The sequence below is a fragment of the Amycolatopsis sp. TNS106 genome (genome assembly GCF_019330265.1).
Taxonomy (GTDB): Bacteria; Actinomycetota; Actinomycetes; order Mycobacteriales; family Pseudonocardiaceae; genus Amycolatopsis; species Amycolatopsis lurida.
Map to the genome: position 1 here is coordinate 5014412 of NZ_CP024972.1, position 18936 is coordinate 5033347.

18 protein-coding genes are annotated in these 18936 nt (G+C 69.6%); 9 read left to right on the forward strand and 9 right to left on the reverse strand.

Features of this window, described 5'->3' with window-relative positions:
* The first annotated feature begins 43 nt into the window (after positions 1-43).
* The 8 genes from CVV72_RS22365 (at position 44) to CVV72_RS22400 (ending at position 10556) form a co-directional block, all read left to right on the forward strand.
* Positions 44-2086, forward strand: a complete 2043-nt coding sequence (locus tag CVV72_RS22365) for a hypothetical protein (protein ID WP_219145664.1) — start codon at positions 44-46, stop codon at positions 2084-2086.
* Positions 2087-2157: 71 nt separating this feature from the next.
* Complete coding sequence (locus tag CVV72_RS22370) at positions 2158-2583, forward strand: DoxX family protein (protein WP_219145665.1); 426 nt, start codon at positions 2158-2160, stop codon at positions 2581-2583.
* Positions 2584-2890: 307 nt separating this feature from the next.
* Positions 2891-4183 carry an extracellular solute-binding protein gene (locus tag CVV72_RS22375; protein WP_034317814.1) on the forward strand — a complete coding sequence of 431 codons (1293 nt, stop codon included), beginning with the start codon at positions 2891-2893 and terminating at the stop codon, positions 4181-4183.
* On the forward strand, positions 4180-5166 hold the full coding sequence (locus CVV72_RS22380; protein ID WP_219145666.1) for a carbohydrate ABC transporter permease: 987 nt from the start codon (positions 4180-4182) through the stop codon (positions 5164-5166). The genes CVV72_RS22375 and CVV72_RS22380 overlap by 4 nt, the downstream gene beginning before the upstream one ends.
* Positions 5163-5993, forward strand: a complete 831-nt coding sequence (locus tag CVV72_RS22385) for a carbohydrate ABC transporter permease (RefSeq protein ID WP_219145667.1) — start codon at positions 5163-5165, stop codon at positions 5991-5993. Before CVV72_RS22380 ends, CVV72_RS22385 begins: the two co-directional genes overlap by 4 nt.
* A gap of 3 nt (positions 5994-5996) precedes the next feature.
* Positions 5997-7442 (forward strand): glycoside hydrolase family 3 protein, encoded by a 1446-nt coding sequence (locus tag CVV72_RS22390; protein ID WP_219145668.1) that lies wholly within the window; start codon positions 5997-5999, stop codon positions 7440-7442.
* Positions 7443-7655: 213 nt separating this feature from the next.
* Positions 7656-9575 carry a translation factor GTPase family protein gene (locus CVV72_RS22395; RefSeq protein ID WP_219145669.1) on the forward strand — a complete coding sequence of 640 codons (1920 nt, stop codon included), beginning with the start codon at positions 7656-7658 and terminating at the stop codon, positions 9573-9575.
* 15 nt (positions 9576-9590) lie between these two features.
* Positions 9591-10556 carry an LLM class flavin-dependent oxidoreductase gene (locus CVV72_RS22400; protein WP_219145670.1) on the forward strand — a complete coding sequence of 322 codons (966 nt, stop codon included), beginning with the start codon at positions 9591-9593 and terminating at the stop codon, positions 10554-10556.
* 11 nt (positions 10557-10567) lie between these two features.
* Here CVV72_RS22400 and CVV72_RS22405 read toward each other — a convergent pair whose 3' ends face one another.
* The 4 genes from CVV72_RS22405 to CVV72_RS22420 all read right to left on the reverse strand — a co-directional run bounded on the left by CVV72_RS22405 (position 10568) and on the right by CVV72_RS22420 (position 14381).
* Entirely contained in the window at positions 10568-11437 is an 870-nt protein-coding gene (locus tag CVV72_RS22405; RefSeq protein WP_219145671.1) for an NAD(P)-dependent oxidoreductase, read from the reverse strand.
* A 190-nt stretch (positions 11438-11627) separates the two neighbouring features.
* Positions 11628-12365 carry a GNAT family N-acetyltransferase gene (locus CVV72_RS22410; protein ID WP_219145672.1) on the reverse strand — a complete coding sequence of 246 codons (738 nt, stop codon included), beginning with the start codon at positions 12363-12365 and terminating at the stop codon, positions 11628-11630.
* 54 nt (positions 12366-12419) lie between these two features.
* Positions 12420-13514, reverse strand: a complete 1095-nt coding sequence (locus tag CVV72_RS22415) for a glycosyltransferase family 4 protein (protein ID WP_219145673.1) — start codon at positions 13512-13514, stop codon at positions 12420-12422.
* 57 nt (positions 13515-13571) lie between these two features.
* Positions 13572-14381, reverse strand: coding sequence for an inositol monophosphatase family protein (locus CVV72_RS22420; protein WP_219145674.1), 810 nt, complete (start codon positions 14379-14381; stop codon positions 13572-13574).
* 18 nt (positions 14382-14399) lie between these two features.
* Here CVV72_RS22420 and CVV72_RS22425 point away from each other — a divergent pair, with 18 nt between their 5' ends.
* A complete protein-coding gene (locus CVV72_RS22425; protein WP_219145675.1) occupies positions 14400-15095 on the forward strand; it encodes a creatininase family protein in 696 nt (231 codons plus the stop codon).
* Here CVV72_RS22425 and ribA read toward each other — a convergent pair.
* From ribA to CVV72_RS22450, 5 genes are read right to left on the reverse strand one after another with little or no spacing between them, the layout of a single operon-like run.
* A complete protein-coding gene (gene ribA, locus CVV72_RS22430) occupies positions 15051-15647 on the reverse strand; it encodes a GTP cyclohydrolase II (protein WP_255632217.1) in 597 nt (198 codons plus the stop codon). The genes CVV72_RS22425 and ribA overlap by 45 nt on opposite strands.
* A complete protein-coding gene (locus tag CVV72_RS22435) occupies positions 15529-16641 on the reverse strand; it encodes a lysylphosphatidylglycerol synthase transmembrane domain-containing protein (RefSeq protein ID WP_255632218.1) in 1113 nt (370 codons plus the stop codon). Before CVV72_RS22435 ends, ribA begins: the two co-directional genes overlap by 119 nt.
* Positions 16638-17456, reverse strand: a complete 819-nt coding sequence (locus CVV72_RS22440) for a class I SAM-dependent methyltransferase (protein WP_219145677.1) — start codon at positions 17454-17456, stop codon at positions 16638-16640. Before CVV72_RS22440 ends, CVV72_RS22435 begins: the two co-directional genes overlap by 4 nt.
* Positions 17453-18520 carry a glycosyltransferase family 4 protein gene (locus tag CVV72_RS22445; protein WP_219145678.1) on the reverse strand — a complete coding sequence of 356 codons (1068 nt, stop codon included), beginning with the start codon at positions 18518-18520 and terminating at the stop codon, positions 17453-17455. Before CVV72_RS22445 ends, CVV72_RS22440 begins: the two co-directional genes overlap by 4 nt.
* On the reverse strand, positions 18517-18915 hold the full coding sequence (locus tag CVV72_RS22450) for a 6-carboxytetrahydropterin synthase (RefSeq protein ID WP_125680543.1): 399 nt from the start codon (positions 18913-18915) through the stop codon (positions 18517-18519). Before CVV72_RS22450 ends, CVV72_RS22445 begins: the two co-directional genes overlap by 4 nt.
* Positions 18916-18936 lie beyond the last annotated feature (21 nt).

The following is an 18936-nucleotide window of genomic DNA, read 5'->3' on the forward strand; positions in this document are numbered from 1 at the left end:
AGTTAAGATCCGGCGTCGACGTCATTGTTCTGGGGGCAGGACCATGGAAGTGGAACCGCGTCGCGCGGACGGCTCCGGCGGGGCCGAGATCACCCGGCTCTGCCGGACGCTCGTGCCACTGGCGACCGCCGGGAAGTACGCCGAGGCCGCCTCGACCTACCGATGGGTGACCAGGGCGTCGGCCGGGGATCCGCTCCGCTACGGCGATCACGCGCTGCGCCTGGAGTTCTGCGCCCTCACCGGCAACGAGCACACCGGTGTCGATCTTCTGTCGCTTTTGGACGGTGTGGGCGACCACGCGGACGCCGTGGACAGGATGGAGTTCTTCGCCTCGGCCGCGCTGCTCACCCGCCGGTTGACGGAAACCGGATACGGCGAGATCCCGTTCGTTCTCAACGGACCGTACGACGGGGTGCCCCTGAACAGGTTGCACCGGCGAATGCGTGCGGCGGCGCTCGTCGAAGCCGAAGAACTCGACGAACTCGATCGCACCGGTTACTTCACCGCGTACGCCGAACGGAAAATGGCCGCGAACCCGGTCGCGGACTTCGTGCCGCTCCTGCCTTCCGCGCTCCCCCGGGTCGCGATCACGCCCCCGCCGGGATTGTCCGCGGAGGAACTCGTCGTCCGCGCGGAAATCCACAACCACCGGTGCGAACCGGAGGAGGCGCGAGCCTGCCTCGCGGCGATCGAAACCGTCCCGGACGAAATAGCCCCGCGGCTGACCGAGCTGCGCGCGATCTTCCACCAGGGCGACGACACCGAGCAACGGTTACGCGACGCCGCGGCCGGATTCCGGCGCCAGAACGACGAAATCCGGTTCCTGCTCAACCAATGCTGGCTCGGGTTGTGGCTCGTCTTCGACGATCAGGCCGAGACCGGGGTCGCGCTGACGACGGTGGCCGCGGCGCGGTTGCGCGCCGGGACGGACGAGCGTGCCGCCTGCTGGGGCGAATACTGGCTGGCGCACGTGCTTTCCGGACAGGGGCGGACCCCCGAGGCGTACGAGGCTTTGCGACGGGGCGCCGGGCGGGCTCGCGAGGCGGGCGATCCCCTGCTCCACGGCACCCTTCTGTGCCTGGAAGCGTCGCTGCGGAATGGTGACGGCGAGGATCCCGTGACCACACTGGAACTCGCGCGGGCGGCGACGGACGCCTTCATCGTCGGAAACGTCGGCGAGAAAGCCATCGAGGCCGTCGAACAGGTCCGGATCGCCTACGAGCGCACTGGATCGCTGGACGAACTGGACGTCTTCGTCGAGCACCTGCTGGCGACGCTGCCCGTGGGCGGGCCGGAACGGTTGCGCGGGCATCTCCGCCACCTCCGGGCGCTGTCGCTGATCGGCACCGGCCGATTCGCCGAAGCCGTCGACGACGCCTACGCGTCCCTCGGTGTCGCCGCGTCGAAAGGCAAGGACACCGCGGAACATTGGTACGTCCTCGTCACCGCGCTGCACGGCGCCGGCCGCTACGACGACGTGCTCGACGTCGCGCCCCGCACCATCACGCTGCTCACCGCGTCACCGGACTGGGCGCACCGCTGCCGGTGGATGTACGCCGACAGTTACCGCGCGCTCGGCGAATCTTCCCGCGCCTTCGACGAATACGCCGTCCTCGCCGAAATCCTCCAGGACTCGGGTGACACCGGGCATTCCTACATCTCGGTGAGCATGGCCGCCGCCGAGCAACTCGACCTGCTCGGCTACGGGGCGAACGCCGCCGACTTCTACGCGCGGGCCGCCGACGCGGCCTCGGCGATCGGCGGCGGCTACGTGGCCGCCACTTGCCGCAACGCCGCGACACTGTCCCGGCTGCGGTCCGGCGACCTCGACGCGGCACTGACCGCGCTCGACGCCGCGGAAACCGCCGTGCACGCCGTGGAAAGCGAAACCGCGCCCGCCAGGGAGCATCTCGCCGCCCAGCTCGACCACGTCGCCGCCCACGTGCTCAGCGCCGCGGGACGGGTGCGGGAAGCCGCCCGCCGCGCGCTCCGTGCCGCCGAAACGTTCCACCGGATAGGCGAAGCCGAGTCCGCCCGGGACGTGGACCTGCTGCTCGAACAGATACTCCTCGGCGAACAGAACTGACTCGCGCACCGTTCGCCGCGGGGATACAGCCCGCCTTGCCAGCCTCGCTCACCCGGAGAAGGATCCCCGGCATGTCCGAAGGAACCAGCGGTACCCGAAGCCTGACGGTCGGCTCGATCGTGCTGTGGATCGTGCGCGTCGCGCTCGCCGCCGAGTTCCTCTACAGCGGCTACCTGCTGTTCGCGGGCGGCCATACCGAACAGACCTTCGCCGAGATCGGGCTCGGACAGTGGCTCCGGTACGTCACCGGCGTGCTCGAAGCCGGCGGCGCGATCGGGCTGCTCATCCCCCGCCTCGGCGGGCCGTCGGCGCTCCTGCTGGCCGGCGTGATGGTCGGCGCGAGCATCACGGAGCTGTTCATCCTCCCCGACGGCGGCCCGGTTCTGCCGTTGGTCCTGCTGATCGCCTGCGCGACGCTGGCGTGGTTCCTCCAGAACCAGACGCGTGCGCTGCTCGGCATCAAGCCGCCTCCCGATGACGACGAGGACCAGCTCTAGCCCACTCGGCGAACGCGAGCTCCGCATACGTCCGAACGGCGCAAAAGGCTCCCGCCGAATGCCCCGATCAGCGGTACAGACAAAGAAAAACCGCATGTCAGCGCGCCTCGCGAGGCACTGACGGCAGCACCGGAATCCGATCATCAGCGTGATCATGCGCTCACTCAAGGTGAAAGATTGCGGCTCGTTTACAACGAACCGGCCACCCGCTTGACAGTCGGAGTGGTACGTACCACGCTGCCCGCATTGGTCTACACCATTTTGTGGGAGCCCGGCATGGTGGCCGGGCATCGAAAGGACGGCACGAGTGAAGCGCTGGCTCAAGATGGCTGCGGGCGCCGCCGCCATCACCCTCGCGACGGCGGGCTGCGCCGGTTCCGGCAGTGGCGACAGCACGAATTCGAGCGCTCCGGCCTCGAACGGCACGCTCACGGTCTGGCTCATGACCGGGACCGCCCCGGAAGCCCTGACGAACTCGCTCCACAAGGAATTCGAAGACGCGCACCCCGGCGTCAAGGTCAAGTACGAGATCCAGCAGTGGAACGGCATCCAGCAGAAGCTGACCACCGCGCTGGCGAGTGACAACCCGCCGGACGTGATCGAGCTGGGCAACACCCAGACCCCCGCGTTCGCGAACCAGGGCGTGCTCGCCGACCTCACCTCGAGCGTCGGCGACTTCAACGGCGCCCAGTGGCTCCAGGGTCTCAAGGCCTCTGGCGAATTCGACGGCAAGACCTACGGCGTCCCGTTCTACGCGGCCAACCGTGAGGTCATCTACCGCAAGGACATGTTCGAGCAGGCCGGTGTCACCGCGACGCCCAAGACGCGCGCGGAATGGCTCGACGCGATCACCAAGCTCAAGGCCAAGTTCGGCAGCGACCCCGAGTTCCAGGCCCTCTACCACCCCGGCCAGAACTGGTACGAGCTGCTGTCCTACATCTGGGACGAGGGCGGCGACATCGCCCAGGCCAACGGGAAGTCCTTCAAGTCGACCCTGGACACCCCGCAGGCGAAGGCCGGGCTCGAGTTCTACAAGCAGCTCACCGAGGCTTCGGGCACCAAGGCCCCGAAGGACGCCGACGAGGCCACCCCGCAGCAGGCCGGCATCTACGGCGCTGGCAAGGTCGCGATGATGATCGGCGTCCCGGGCGAGGTCGACACCGCGGCCAAGACCGACCCGTCGATCAAGGAGAAGTCGGCCGCCTTCCCGATCCCGGGCAAGACCGCAGGCAAGTCGGCCCCGGTCTTCCTCGGCGGCTCGAACCTGGTCATCCCGGCCAACAGCAAGAACGCGGCCGCGGCCAAGGACTACGTCAAGCTGTTCTCCACCCCGAAGTACCAGACCGAGCTGGCCAAGGCCGGTTACGTCCCCGGTACCTCGACCGACGTGTCCGCGCTCGACGCGAACCCGCTCACCAAGGTCATGGCCGAGGCGTCCAAGAACGGCCGCGCCGTGCCGACCAGCCCCAAGTGGGGTGACGTCGAATCCGGTCAGAACCCGATCAAGGACATGCTGACCGCCTACCTGACCGGAACCAAGACGCTCGACCAGGCGACCGCCGACGCCAACGCAGCGCTCGACAAGCTCATCGGCGGATGACCACGACCGAAGATGTGACGATGCCGGCGGGGGCCACCCCGCCGGCATCGCCGCGCATCAAGCCGCCGAAGTCCACCCGGCGTCTCCGTCTCGGCGAACGGACGGCGCCGTACCTGTTGATCCTTCCCGCGCTGATCGCGATCCTGGCCCTGCTGGGATGGCCGACGCTGCAGCTGGTCGGGATCAGTCTCCGCAAGCTCGACCTCCGTGAGCTGGTCTCCGGAGAGATGGTCTGGGTCGGGTTCGAGAACTTCTCCGCGATCCTGTCCGACCCCGAATTCTGGGAGATCACCGTCCGCACGCTGGTGTTCACCGCCGCGGTCGTGATCACCACCCTGCTGCTCGCGCTGTTCATGGCGTTGCTGATGCGGCACCTCAACCCGGTGGTCCGGGTGATCCTGCAGGTCGCGCTGATCCTCGCGTGGGCGACGCCGGTGGTCGCTACCACCACGGTCTTCCAGTGGATCTTCGACCAGCAGTACGGGATCCTGAACAAGACGCTCGCGAAACTCGGCTTCGAGCAGTTCATCGGGCATTCCTGGTTCTCCACCGGCCCGAGCACGCTGACCGTCATCGGCCTGCTGGTCGTCTGGCAGGCCGTGCCGTTCGTGGCGTTCACGCTGTACGCCGGGCTGCTCGGCGTCCCGAAGGAGCAGTACGAGGCCGCGGGCATCGACGGCGCGAACGCCTGGCAGGCGTTCTGGGCGGTCAGCTGGCCGGCGATCCGGCCGATCCTGACCATGGTCACGTTCCTGTCGGTCCTGTGGGACTTCAAGGTGTTCGCCCAGGTGTGGGCGATCCGTCAAGGCGGGCCGGACGGCGCCAGCACGACGCTGCCGGTCTACATGTACCTCAAGGGCCTCGCGGGCAACCACTTCGGTCTGGCGGCGACCGCCGCCCTGCTGATGATGCTCGTGCTGATCCTGCTCACCGCCCGGTACGTCCAGCTGCTGGTGCGCACGAAGGAGGCCGACCTGTCATGAGGAAGTCCCTGACCCAGCGGATCGGCCTCGGCACGCTCGGCGTGGTGGTGGCCGTCCTGTTCGTCTTCCCGACGTACTGGATGATCACCTCCTCGCTGAAGACACCGGGCCAGGTCCTTTCCCCGGACTACGACCTGATCCCGCTCTCGGTGACGTTCGACAACTTCGTCTCGGCGCTGACGAAGCCCGGCTTCGCCACGTACCTCACCAACAGCCTGATCGTCACGATCGGCGCGGTGCTGTGCTCGCTCGTCGCGGGTGTGCTGGCCGCGGTTCCCCTGTCCCGGATGCGTTTCCGCGGGCGCAAGGGATTCCTGCTGCTGGTGCTCGTCGCTCAGCTGGCGCCGTTCGAAGCGCTGCTGATCCCGATGTACCTGCTGATGCGCGACGCCGGGCTGCTCAACCAGTTGCCTTCGCTGCTGCTGGTGTACTTCGCGGCGACGCTGCCCTTCACGTGCTGGATGCTCTACGGCTTCGTCAACGGCATCCCGTACGACCTCGAAGAGGCCGCGATGATCGACGGATGCAGCCGGGCGGGCGCCTTCCGCCGGGTGACGCTGCCGTTGCTCGCGCCGGGACTGGTGACCACTTCGGTCTTCAGTTTCATCACCGCGTGGAACGAGTTCCTGTTCGCGTTCGTGTTCATGCGCGACCAGAACAAGCAGACGCTGCCGGTATGGCTGTCCTCGTTCCGCACGGCGTTCTCCGTGGACTGGGGCGGCATCATGGCGGCGTCGGTCATCTACGCCGTGCCCGCACTGGTGTTCTTCATCATCGTTCAGCGCAAGCTCGTGTCCAATCTGACCGCAGGCGCAGTGAAGGGGTAGTCCTTGTCTTCACCGGAAAAGCTCGCCGCATCCGTTCTCGTTTCGGGCTTCGACGGCACGACCGCGCCGGATTGGCTGCGCCGCAAGGTGGCCGACGGCCTCGGCGGCGCGATCCTGTTCGGCCGCAACGTGGTCGACGACGAGCAGGTGGCCGCGCTCAGCGCGCAGCTGCGGGCGGAGCGGCCCGACGTGCTCATCGGCATCGACGAGGAGGGCGGTGACGTCACCCGGCTCGACGTCGCCACCGGCTCGTTCGTCCCGGGACCACTCGCACTCGGCGCCGCGGACGACGTCGAGCTGACGACCTCGGTCGCGGCGGCGCTCGGCGAACGGCTGGCCGCGTGCGGGGTCACGATCAACTTCGCCCCGTGCGCGGATCTGACGCTCGCGGCGGAGGATCCCTCGATCGGGGTCCGGGCGTTCGGTTCGGATCCGGTGAAGGCGTCGCCGCATGTCGCGGCGTACATCACCGGCCTGCAGAAGTACGGCGTGGCCGCGTCGGCCAAGCATTTCCCCGGGCACGGGGCGGCGACCGACGATTCGCACCACGCGCTACCGGTGCTGCCCAGGACCGAGGCGGAACTGCACGAACTCGAACTCGTCCCGTTCAAGGCGGCGATCGCGGCCGGGGTGCGCGCGGTGATGACCGGGCACCTCGTCGTCCCCGCGTGGGGTGATCTGCCCGCGACGCTCAACCCGAAGGCGCTCACCGACGTCCTGCGCGGCGAACTCGGTTTCACCGGCGCGGTGGTCACCGACGCGCTCGACATGGGTGCCGTCGCCGGCGAACTCGGCAAGACCGAAGGGGTCGGCCGGGCGTCGGTGCGGGCGCTGATCGCCGGTGCCGACGCGCTGTGCCTCGGCGGTGTGTCGTTCGAAGAGGACGAGCTGAACCGGATCGCGGCGGTCATCGCGGCCGCCGTCGAGTCCGGTGAGCTGCCGCTGGAGCGGCTGGCCGAGGCGTCGGAGCGGGTCGCGGCGCTCGGTGCCCCGCCGGTGTCGACGCCGATCGCGCCGGTCGATCACCGGCTCGGGCTGGTGGCGGCGCGCAAGGCGCTGCGGATCCAGGGTTCGCCGAAGCTGGGCGGGCCGCCGCTGGTGATCGACATCGAGACCGAGCCGATCGTCGCGGCGGGCCCGATGCCGTGGGGGCTCGGCTCGCATCTGACCGAACTCGTGCCCGGCACGCGGGCGCTCAAGGTCGGCGCGGACGGGATCGCGACCGCGATCGAAGCCGTCCACGGCGCCCGCGATCTCGTGATCGTGACGCGCGAGGCGCACCGGCACCCCGAAGTCCGCGAGTTCCTGAGCTGGCTGCGCGAGTCCACTGTGGACTACATCCGGGTCGAGACCGGCGTTCCGGGACCGGACTCGGGCGACGGCCCGCGGATCGACACGTTCAGCGGGTCCTACGTCAGCCTCCGCGCCGCCGCGGAGTACCTGGCCTGATCCCTCTCGCATTTCGTCCTCTGGCTGCGGTACATGCACACGCAAGTACCGCGTTCAGAGGACGAAATGCGTTCGAGGGTAATTCGGTTGCGGTGCCGGAGCAGGAATGTTGTAGTCGGGAAGACCGGTTCCCGGCCCAGGAGATGATCGTCTTGCGAGTGTCCACGTCCTTCCATCAGGTAATTCCCGCCTACCTCGAGGACAAGACCACTCGTGAAGAACCTCAATCTGGGAATTCTGGCGCATGTTGACGCCGGGAAGACGAGCCTGACCGAGCGGCTGTTGCACACCGCCGGGATCATCGGCGAACTGGGCAGCGTCGACGACGGCAGCACGCAGACCGACACACTGGCGCTCGAACGTGCCCGTGGCATCACCATCAAGGCGGCTGTGGTCTCGTTCGCCCTCGGCGACGTCACCGTCAACCTGATCGACACTCCCGGCCACCCCGATTTCATCGCCGAGGTCGAACGCGCGCTCGGCGTGCTCGACGGCGCCGTCCTGGTGCTTTCGGCGGTCGAAGGCGTCCAGGCGCAGACCCGCGTCCTGATGCGGACGCTACGACGGCTGGGCATTCCGGTGCTGCTGTTCGTGAACAAGCTGGACCGCCGGGGAGCCGATCCCGGCAGGGTGCTCCGGGAGGTCACCGCAAAGCTCACGCCGTCGGCGATCGCAATGGACCCGATGGACCTCGATCGGGTGATCGACCTCCTGGCGACCCTCGACGAGGACTTCCTCGCCGAGTACCTCACGGCCCCGGACGCGTTCACGCCGTCGCGACTCCGCGCCGAACTGACGGCGAAAGTCGCCGAAGGTCTCGCTCATCCGGTCTACTTCGGATCCGCGATCACCGGCGCCGGGATCGATGCGCTCCGCGATGGTATCGAGAACCTTTTGCCCGCCGGGGAAAGTGACGTCGACGGGCCACTGTCCGGCACGGTGTTCAAGGTCGAGCGCGCGCCGGGCGGCGAGAAGATCGCCTACGTGCGGCTGTTCTCCGGCAGCGTCTCCGTGCGCGAGAAGGTCCCGCTCGGGGACGGTGAAGGCAAGGTCACCGCGATCAGCGTCTTCGAAAACGGCTCGGCCGTGCCGTCGGGATCGGTCGGCGCCGGGCGGATCGCGAAGCTTTCCGGGCTCGACGTCCGGGTCGGCGACATGCTCGGGGCCCGGACCCGAGGGTGGGAAGGGCTGTTCTCGCCGCCCACGCTGGCAACCGTCGTCTCGCCGGTGCGCCCGACCGATCGCGGGCCGCTGCACCAGGCACTCACCCGGCTGGCCGAGCAGGACCCCCTGATCGGCCTGCGGCACGACGAGGTGCGTCAGGAGACTTCCGTTTCGTTGTACGGAGAAGTGCAGAAGGAGGTCATACAGGCGACGCTCGCGGACGAGTACGGCCTCGGCGTCACGTTCAGTGAGACGACGACGATCTGCGTCGAGCACGTCTCCGGCACCGGGTCGGCCGCCGAATTCATCGGCAAGGCACCGAATCCCTTTCTGGCGACGATCGGGCTCCGGGTCGGGCCGGGGTCACCCGGAAGCGGGATCTCGTTCCGGCTGGAGGTCGAACTCGGCTCCATGCCGTATTCCTTCGTCAAAGCAGTGGAGGAAACGGTGAAGGAGACGCTGCGCGAGGGCCTCCACGGCTGGGAGGTGCTCGATTGCGTGGTGACGATGACGCATTCGGGCTACTACGCCCGGCAAAGCCATGCGCACGGCACCTTCGACAAGAGCATGTCCAGCACCGCGGGCGACTTCCGCGATCTGACGCCGTTGGTGGTGATGGCGGCGTTGCGCGAGGCCGGGACCACCGTGCACGAACCGATGCACCGGTTCGTCCTCCAGGCCCCGGCCGACACCCTCGGTCCGGTCACCGCCCTGCTGGCGCAGGCTCGTGCCGTCCCGCGCACGACGCGCACGAAAGCCGGGACGGCGGAGCTGGAAGGCGAGATCCCGGCGGTGAAAACCCATGAGGTGCATCGGTTCCTGCCCTCGGTGACCCGGGGCGAAGGCACGATGGAAACCGCGTTCCACGGCTACCGGCCGGTCCGGGGTGCCGCGCCGACTCGGTCGAGGACCGATCACAACCCGTTGAACCGCAAGGAATACCTGCTACACGTGCTGCGGCGCGTCTGAGGAACGGAGAGCGACATGGTTTCACGGCTCGGAGTCAGGATTCCGCGTGAACTGCCCGCCGCCCGGCTGACCGGCCTCGCCCGGCGCGCGGAACAGGAGGGCCTGGACGAGGTCTGGATCGTCGAGGACTGCTTCTACGCGGGCGGGATCGCGACGGCGTCCGCGGTGCTGGCGGCGACCGAGAAGATCACTCTTGGCATCGGCATCATGCCCGCCGTGGCGCGGAACCCGGCCATCGCGGCGATGGAGATCGCGGCGCTGGCGGAGCTGTACCCGGGGCGGCTGATCGCCGGGTTCGGGCACGGTGTGCCGAGCTGGATGCGGCAGATCGACGCGTGGCCGAAGTCGGCGCTGGCCGCCTTCGAGGAGACGCTGACGGTGCTGCGGCGGCTGCTGGCGGGTGAGCGCGTTTCCTTCGAGGGCAAGCACGTCCGGCTCGACGAGGTCGAGCTGGAGTTCCCGCCCGCGCTGCCGCCGAAGCTCATCGCCGGCGTCCGCGGCCCGAAGTCGCTCGCGGCGGCGGGCCGGGTCGCCGACGGGACACTGCTCGCCGAACCGGCGACACCGGAGTACGTCCGCGCGACGCGGGACCTCATCGGCGTGGAAGGTCATACGATCGCCACCTACAACTGGCTGGCCCTCGACGCCGATCCCGAACGGGCCCGCGAGCGCGCCAGGGCCGACGTCGCTTCCGCGATCGGGCCGAACTCGGGCCCGGCGCTGGAACCGCTGGACTTCGGCGCCGAGCTGCTGGCCGAGGTCGCGGCGGCGAACGGCGACCGGGCAGACCTGGCGCGGCGGTTGCGGCCCGAGTGGATCGACCGGCTGAGCATCAGCGGGCAGCTCGACCGCTGTGTCGAGCAGATCCGCGCGCTGTACGCGGCCGGGACCGAATCCGTCATCCTCCTCCCCCTGCTCGGCGAGCCGGAGGAAGAGTCCTTCGCCGCGGCGGGCCGGATCGCTTCGGCCCTGCGCGGCTGATCCGGCCGCGTTCAGTCCACTGAACGCGGCCGGGCATCGAGGGCCTTGACGACGGCGACCATGTCCTCCGCGCCGAAGCCGAGCCGTACGGTTTCGGCGTAGAGCGCGCGGGAAGCCTCGATCAGCGGCAACTCGAGTCCCGCCTCCCTCGCCGCGGCCGCGATCAGCTCGACATTGGCCAGGACGTTCGCGATCGAGGCCTGCGGCGCGAAATCCTCCTCGACGAGCTTGGGCGCCTTGACCCGCAGGATCGGGCTGGCCAGCTGTCCCGCGCCGAGGACGTCGGCGAGCAGGCCGGAATCGAGTCCGTAGGCCCGGGCGAAACGCACGGTCTCGGCCAGGCTCGTGACGACCGCGGTCAGATGCACGTTGACCGCGAGCTTCATCAGGAGCCCGTTGGGCACCGGCCCGCAGTACACGGTTTCCCGGCACATCGGCGCGAACAGCTCACGTACCTCGTCGATCGTGCCGGGATCCCCCGCGAGCATCGCGACCAGTTCCCCCACCTCCGCCGGGATCCGCGAGCCGGAGACCGGCGCCTCCACGTACTTCGCCCCGGCCGCGAGGAGCTCGGTTTCGAGCCCGCGGGAGTGCCCCGGCGCCGTCGTTCCCATGTGGACGATCGTGCGGCCCGCCACCCGGCCGGCGAACGCGGGCCCGCCGCGATCGAGCACGGCGTCGACGGCGTCCGCGTCCTTGAGCATCAGGATCACGACGTCGCACCGCGCGAAGAGCTCGGCCACGTCCACGACCGCCTCGGCCACCGCTTTACCGGGGGTGCGATTCCAGACGAGCAACGGGATTCCGGCCCGCGCCAGGTTCAGTGCCATCGGCTCGCCCATGCTGCCCAGCCCGGCGAAACCGACTCGCGAGATACCCATGGCCTTACTGTGCGGCACGGCCGGGGCCCGGTGCGGCCGATGCGACGATCGCGACGGAAATCGCGAGGAATGGGCCAGGCGCTGAGTGTCACGGCACGTCCGGGCGGAGCGTGTCGCGAAAGCCACTTTCGGGACGTCTGATGTCCTGAAAGTGGCTTTCGCGACATCGGCGACGGCCGGGACCACCGGCTCAGAACGGGTGCTCCATCCACACGTTCGCCTCCACGTACACCCCGCAGTCCCGCTCGACGTTCGCGTGCACCGGCGCGATGCCGCCCGGGATCACGTTGTCGCCGTCGGTGAGTTTCACCCCGGTCCACTCGTGCCAGTCCGCGATCGAGCCCGAGATCGTCACCGCGAACGGGCACACCTTGATCATCCGCGCGCCGAGCCGTTCGTGAGTGCGCAGCCAGCGGTCGGCGAACAGCCCGTCCTCACGCCGCCGGACGGCGTACTCCTCCATCGGCACATCGGGTTCGTCCTCCTTGCCGATCGGGCGAACGGAGACGATCAGCCGTTTCAACCCCGTCTCGGCCGCGCGCGCCTTCAGCGCCTTGAGCATCGGTGTGGACAGGCCCGTCCCACGCATCCGTGGCGCCACAACGACTTCGAGCGCGCACAGGGTGTCCGGCGCGCGGCCGTCCATGAGGTCCTGCGCGGCCCACTGGATCGCCTCGTCCCAGCCGTGCGCCGGTAGTTCGCGGCGGTCCTCGGCCGGATAGGTCAGCGGGACCGACAACGCCCGCGCGATGGGTTCGCCGTCGTCGTCCAGCGCGATCAGGAAGTACCGGGACCAGTGGCGAAGGAACCGTTCCGGGGTGATCATCTTGCCGCTGAACCCGGCGTAGATGAACTCACCGCCGACATCGCCGAGGTTCAGCGCGGGTTCGAGGAGATCGGGACGGGACGCAAGATCGACGATTCGCATGCCGCCAAGTCAAGCGAGCCGTTGACCGGCCCGATAGCTGCATCCGGGCGATGATCAAGCAGGCTGACGCGGCACCGCCTGCAACCGGGAAAGGACATCGGTGAGCCTGCCCGCGGCGACGTCCCATTCCTCCAGGACGCTGCTCCGCGCGAGCGCCGACGTCCGCAGGGAATGGCGGAGTTCGGCGTCGAGCGACCAGCGCAGCAACGCCGCCGCGAGCGCCGAGGGGTTGTTCGGCGGCACCAGCATGCCGGGGACGCCGCCGCCGGGCGCCGTGCCGAGCGCGTCGTGCGCGCCGGCGGTTTCGGTGGCCACTACGGGGATGCCACGCGCGAGCGCCTCGGCGACGACCAGCCCCGACGTGCCGCCGCGAGCGGGGAGGACGAGCAGATCCGCGCCGTCGTAGACCAGGTCTAGATCGTCCGGCGGCTGGATGAGGCTGATCCAAGAACCGAGCCCGAGCCGTTCGACCGTCCAGCGCAACTCGTCGACATACGCGGGATCGTGCTGTGTCGCACCGGCGAACACGCATTTGAACGCCAGCTCGTCGACCATCGAAAGCGCGCGGATGAGCACGTCCTGGCCGTGGCGCGCGGTCATGGGCGCGAGGCACAGCAGCCGGGAGACGCCGTCGGCTCCGGCGGCGAGCGGGGCCGCGTCCGTACCGGGGGTCGCGACGTAGACCCGCGTCGGGTCGAGGTCGTGCCGGTCGATCAGCTGCCGCGCGAGCCACGGACCGGTGGCGACGATCATTCCCGTCAGCCGCAGGGTCTCCCGTTCGCACGCGTCGAGTTCGGCGGCCTGCGCCGGATCGAGCGCGGGGTCGTCGGCGAGCGGCCGGTGGACCAGGACGGCCAGCCGCAGCCGACGCGCGTGCGGGACCACGATCTCCGGGACCCCGCAGGCGACCGTGCCGTCGATCAGGACGACGGTGTCGTCGGGCAGCGCGGCGAGCGAACGGGCCAGCCTCGACCGGGACAGCGGCCCCGGTATCGGCCATTCGCCGGCGATCGGCAGTTCCAGCAGCGGAAGGCCGGTGGCCGGGAGGTTCTGGCACATGCGGCGGTCGTATTCACCGCTGGTGTCCTCGGTGTCCCCCGGCAGGACGAAGACGACCGGTTCGGTCACGCGGACATTCGAGGTGAACACGGTTACCTCCAGATGCGGGCGCCTTACCGGTAGACACGGATGCGGCGCCCGTCCGGTTCATTTCCCGCGTGACGAAGTTCGGCCCGCCGCACGCGCGATCGCGGCGACGATCTCGTCACGCAGCCCGGCACCGACCGCGATGGTGGCCGCCGAACGCACCGTGTGGTCGCCGCCATCGGTGTCGACGACCACTCCCCCGGCCTCGCGCACCAGCAGGACACCCGCCATCGTGTCCCACGGCTGATTGGACAGGATGACGCTCGCGTCGAGTTTGCCGTCCGCGACCCAGGCCAGGTCGATCGCCGCGGAGCCGAGGAAACGGACCCGCTGCACGCGGCCGCCGAGTTCCGCCAGCAGCGCCATCCGGACGCGGTTCTTGGCCTCCGCGCCCTCGCCGACCGCGAAGTCGCCGACACTCACGATCGCGTCGGACAACTCCGTGGCTGTCGACGCCCCGAGACGCTCTTCGCCCGCGTACGCGCCCTGCCCCTCGACAGCGGTGTAGGTGACGTCCAGGAACGGCAACGAGATCGCCGCGACCGTGCTCTTGAGACCGTCCACGAGCCCGAGCGAAACGCCGCACAGCGGGATGCCGCGCGCGAAATTCGCCGTGCCGTCGACCGGGTCGAGCGCCCACCAGAGGTCCTTGTCGCCCTCGTGCCCGCGTTCCTCGCCGAGGATGCCGATCTCCGGCGTCTCGCGCGCCAGGAATTCGCGGACGGCGTCCTCGACGGCGAGGTCGACGTCGGTCACCATGTCGCGATCACCTTTGGGGGCAACGGAGAACGATGTCATCGAACGGATGATCCCGGTCGCCTTGGCGACGGCCTCGCGGGCCACGGACAACAATGCGGCGTGGTCGGTCATCTGGGTACCGTAACCGGAATGGACCTGTTCCCGACGGCCACGACGGCCGACGAAAGCGCCCGCGGCGCCGAGGTCGCGGTGCTGCCCGTCGGCAGTTTCGAACAGCACGGTGCGCATCTCCCGCTCGCCACCGACACCCTGATCGCGACGACGATCGCCGACGCCCTCGCCGCGGCGTACCCGGTGCTGCGGCTCCCGCCGGTCACGATCGGCTGTTCGCACGAACACGCGGACTGGGCGGGCACGGTCAGTATTTCGGCCGCGACCCTGTACGCCGTGGTGAACGACGTCGCGGCCTCCCTGCGCCGTTCCGGCGTGCCGAAACTGGTGCTGGTGAACGCGCACGGCGGCAACTACGTGCTGTCCAACGTGGTCCAGGAGTCGACGTCGCCGATGGCGCTCTTCCCCGGTGTCGAAGGCTGGCAGGCGGCACACGACGCGGCCGGGCTGGAGACGTCGCTGGACAGCGACATGCACGCCGGTGAGCTGGAGACCTCCCTTTTGCTGCACGCGCACCCGTCGCTGGTCCGGCCCGGTTTCCGCGAGGCGGATCACCTCGCCGACGACAGGCGGCACCTGCTCACGGTGGGCCTGCGCCCGTATTCGGCATCCGGTGTGGTCGGGCGGCCCTCGCTGGCGACGGCGGAGAAGGGACGGCTGGTGCTGGAGTCACTGGTGGAGGGCTTCGGGGACACCCTGGCCGCTCTCGGCTGACTCGATCAGGTCCAGATGCGGCAGGAAGTGGTGCATCCGCTCCTGTTTCGTCCGCAGGTACCGCAGGTTCTCGTCGTTCGGCGTGACCAGCAGCGGCACCCGTTCGCTGATCCGCACCCCGTGCCGTTTCAGCTGGTCGACCTTCGCCGGGTTGTTGGACAGCAACCGCACCGACCGCACCCCGAGGTCGTTCAGGATCTCCGCCGCGGCACGGTAGTCGCGCGCGTCCACCGGTAGGCCCAGCGCGATGTTCGCTTCGACGGTGTCGAGCCCTTCGTCCTGTAACCGCATCGCCTTCAGCTTCGCGAGCAGGCCGATCCCGCGTCCTTCGTGGCCTTGGGCGTACACAAGGACTCCGGCCCCCTCTTCGACGATCGCTTGCAGCGCGGCGGCCAGCTGATCGCCGCATTCGCAGTGCATCGAACCGAAGACGTCACCGGTGAGGCATTCCGAATGGACCCGCGCCAGCGTGCCGGAGGTCGCGACGTCGCCGTGCGCCAGTGCCATCTGTTCGGTGCCGTCGGCGTCCAGATACCCATACGCGCGGAACACGCCGTATCGGGTGGGCAGTCTGGTCTCCACGACCCTCTCGACGGTCATCGGGTTTCTCCTCTGTTCGGTGACTCCTGACGGAACGCACGAGCAGGACGCCCGCACCGGGAAGGCTGGAGAAGAGCGCGAGCACGCCGTAGACGACGGCCACGGTGACGCCCTGCGCCGAACCGAGCCCCGCCGCGCCGAACAGCAGCGCGCAAACTCCTTCGCGCGGGCCCCAGCCGCCGATGTTCAGCGGCAGGCCCATCGCGAGCAGGGCGAGGATCATCAACGGCAGCAGATCGCCGACCGGCGCGGTGACCCCGGCCGCGCGCGCGGCGACGACGAACAGCGCGAGATGCCCGGCGAGGGTGGCGGCCGAAAGCAGGCTCACGCCGGGCCAGGTCTCCTTGGTCAGCAGGCCGAGCCGGACGTCGGCGAGGGTGACGGCGAACCCGCGGCGCCATTTCGATCCACTGTGGATCCACCGCTTCCCGGCCGTCATCCCGGTGACGATCAGGGTGAGCGCGAGGGCGACCACGGCGATCCCGGCGCCCGTGACGACTCCGTCGATCGGCGGGGGCACCACGGAAGGCGCGCTGAGCACGACGGCGACCGAAGCACCGATGACGGCGATCTGCCCGGCCGTGCGCTCCAGCACCACCGCGCGGACGCCGCGCGGGACGTCACCGGTTTCGCGGCCGTGGTGCACGGCCCGGTTGACGTCGCCGAGGACTCCCGCGGGCAGCACACCGTTGAGGAACAACGCGCGGTAGTACTCGCCGACCGCGCTCGGCAGCGACAACCGCAGGCTGAGCCGCCGCGCGACCAGGCACCAGCGCCAAGCGCTGAAAACCGTGGTGGCGAACCCGATCCCGAGCGCGGCGGCGATCCCGCCCGCGTCGACCTCGCGCAGCCCGGCCAGGAACGCGCCCGTGCCCAGTTGCCACACGAGCACCCCGAGGATGCCGAGCGCGCCGAGGATCCGCAGCCACGGCCAGCACCGTTTCACGCGGGCACCACCAGGAGGTCTTCGTGCTGGATCACCGCGTCCAGCTCGCCCGCCGCGCACTGCGCGAGCCGCCACCGCAGGTAGGTGTCCCCGTCCGGCGCCAGCTCCGGCCGCTGCTCGCAGGCGGCGCCGACCCAGCCCGTGAGCCATTCCGCGGTCAGCGCGGCCTGGTCGGTCCCGAGCCGCCATGGGCTGGGAGCGCGCCGCACGGTGGCGCCGAGCCGTTCGAAGACGCCGAAGGCGACGTCCACCGCGTCCGGTCCGAGCAGCCACCGGCCGTCGGTCACGCGGCGCTGGTGCGCGTTGAAGGCGTCGGAGATCTCGATGTCGAATTTGTCCTTGGGCGACAACACGACACGGCCCGAAACGCTCAGCGTGAACAGGACCGCGCAGCCCGCTTCGACGCAGGCTTCCGCCAACCGGGACATCTCTTCGGCCGTGAGCAGGTCGAGCAGCGCCGACGCCGCCACGAGCGAGGTCCCGGCGAGGTCCTCCGCGCGCAGCTCGGTGATGTCACGCTGTTCGGTGACGACGGTGACCTCGCTTCCGTCCAAAGCGTGGTCCGGACGGCTGGTGCGCGCCAGTGCGTGAGTGAGCAGGTCGGGATCGCGGTCGTGCAGGATCCAGCGCTGGCGGCCGGGCAGCCGCAGCGCCAGCCAGCGGCCGAGCGAACCGGTGCCACAGCCGAGATCCCGGATGACGACCTCGTCCCGGCCACGCAGGAACGCGCGCACCGGTTCGATCAGCTCGGTCGCGCGGGCGGCGGCGTCGGCGTCTTCACGCAACTGAAGCCAGCTGGGGGCGTACTTGGTCATGCCGCCGTCCTTTCGCTCAGCAGTACGGCGGCGACGCCGCGGGCCGTCTCGTCCCAGCCGGTCAGCGTCTCGCGGCGAAGACGGGCGGAGGCGCGAAGGCGGTCACGCAGGTCAGGTTCGGTGAGCCAGCGGCGAAGGGCCGTGGCCAGCGCGTTGACGTCCTCGCCGGGGACGAGCATCCCCGGAACACTGCCGTCGGATGCCTGGCCGAGGGTGTCCGGCAGTGCGTCGACGGCGGTCGTCAGCACGGGAACACCGTGTGCCAGAGCCTCGGTGACGACCATCCCGTAGGTCTCCGCGCGCGATGGCAGCACGAGAAGGTCTGCGGCCGCGTACGTCGCTTCGAGCGCTTCACCGGACCGCGGGCCGGTGAGCGTGAAGCGATCGCCGAGCGCGTGTCGCCGCAGGCGTTCGACGTAGCGGGTCTCGCGCGGGATGGCGCCGACGCACTCGCAGGTCCACGGGAGTTCCTTGAGCGACTTCAACGCGTCCGCGAGCAGACCCTGTCCCTTGCGCGGCGTCACGTTGGCGACGCAGACCAGCCGCGTCCCGTCCAGGCTTCCGGAAGCGACTGCGGCCTTGTCGACCCCTGGCGGCACCACGTGCACGCGATGCGGGGCGAGATCGTGGTGCCCGATCAGCCGCCGGGCCGCCCAGTCACTGGTCACGACCACGGCCTCGACCGCGCTGAGCGTCTCCCGCTCCAGCCGGTCCAGCTCGGCGGCGAGCGAGGGCGACAGTCCTGTCTCGTCGGCGAGCGGGAGATGCACCAGCACCGCGATCGACAGGCGCCGCGCCGCGGGGGCGATCACCTCGGGCACGCCGCAGGCCACCAGCCCGTCGAGCAGGACCGCGGCGCCGTCGGGCAGTTCGGCCAGCTTGCGCGCCAGCACCTTGCGCGCTTCGGTGTCGGGCCGCGGCCAGTTCCCGCGCACGGGGATCTCGTGGACCTCCACCGCTTCGGCGGCGAGGCCGTCACACAGCCGCCGGTCGTAGACGTTGCCGCCGCTGGGCGCGCTCACGTCGTCGATGTCGTTGGGCAGGACGACGTGGAGGCCGGTCACAAGGCACGCTCGTAACTCGCCCACGCGACGTGGGATTCGTGCAGCGAGACGGTGAGCCCCTCGAGTCCGCGCGCCCCCTCACCGAGCGCTCCCGTGTGGACGCGGTCGGCGAGCCTGTCTGCGATGACCTTCGCGAGGAACTCGGTCGAGGTGTTGATCCCGGCGAACTCGGGCACGTCGTCCAGGTTGCGATAGTTCAGGTCGGCGAGCACCGCTTTGAGCTCTTCGGTCGCCTTGCCGATGTCGACGACGATGTTGTCGGCGTCCAGTTCGGACCGGCGGAACGTCGCGTCCACCAGGAAGGTCGCGCCGTGCAGCCGCTGGGCGGGGCCGAAGACCTCGCCTCGGAAGCTGTGGGCGACCATGACGTGGTCGCGGACGGTGATACTGAACAACGGACCTCCCGGATCGAGCCC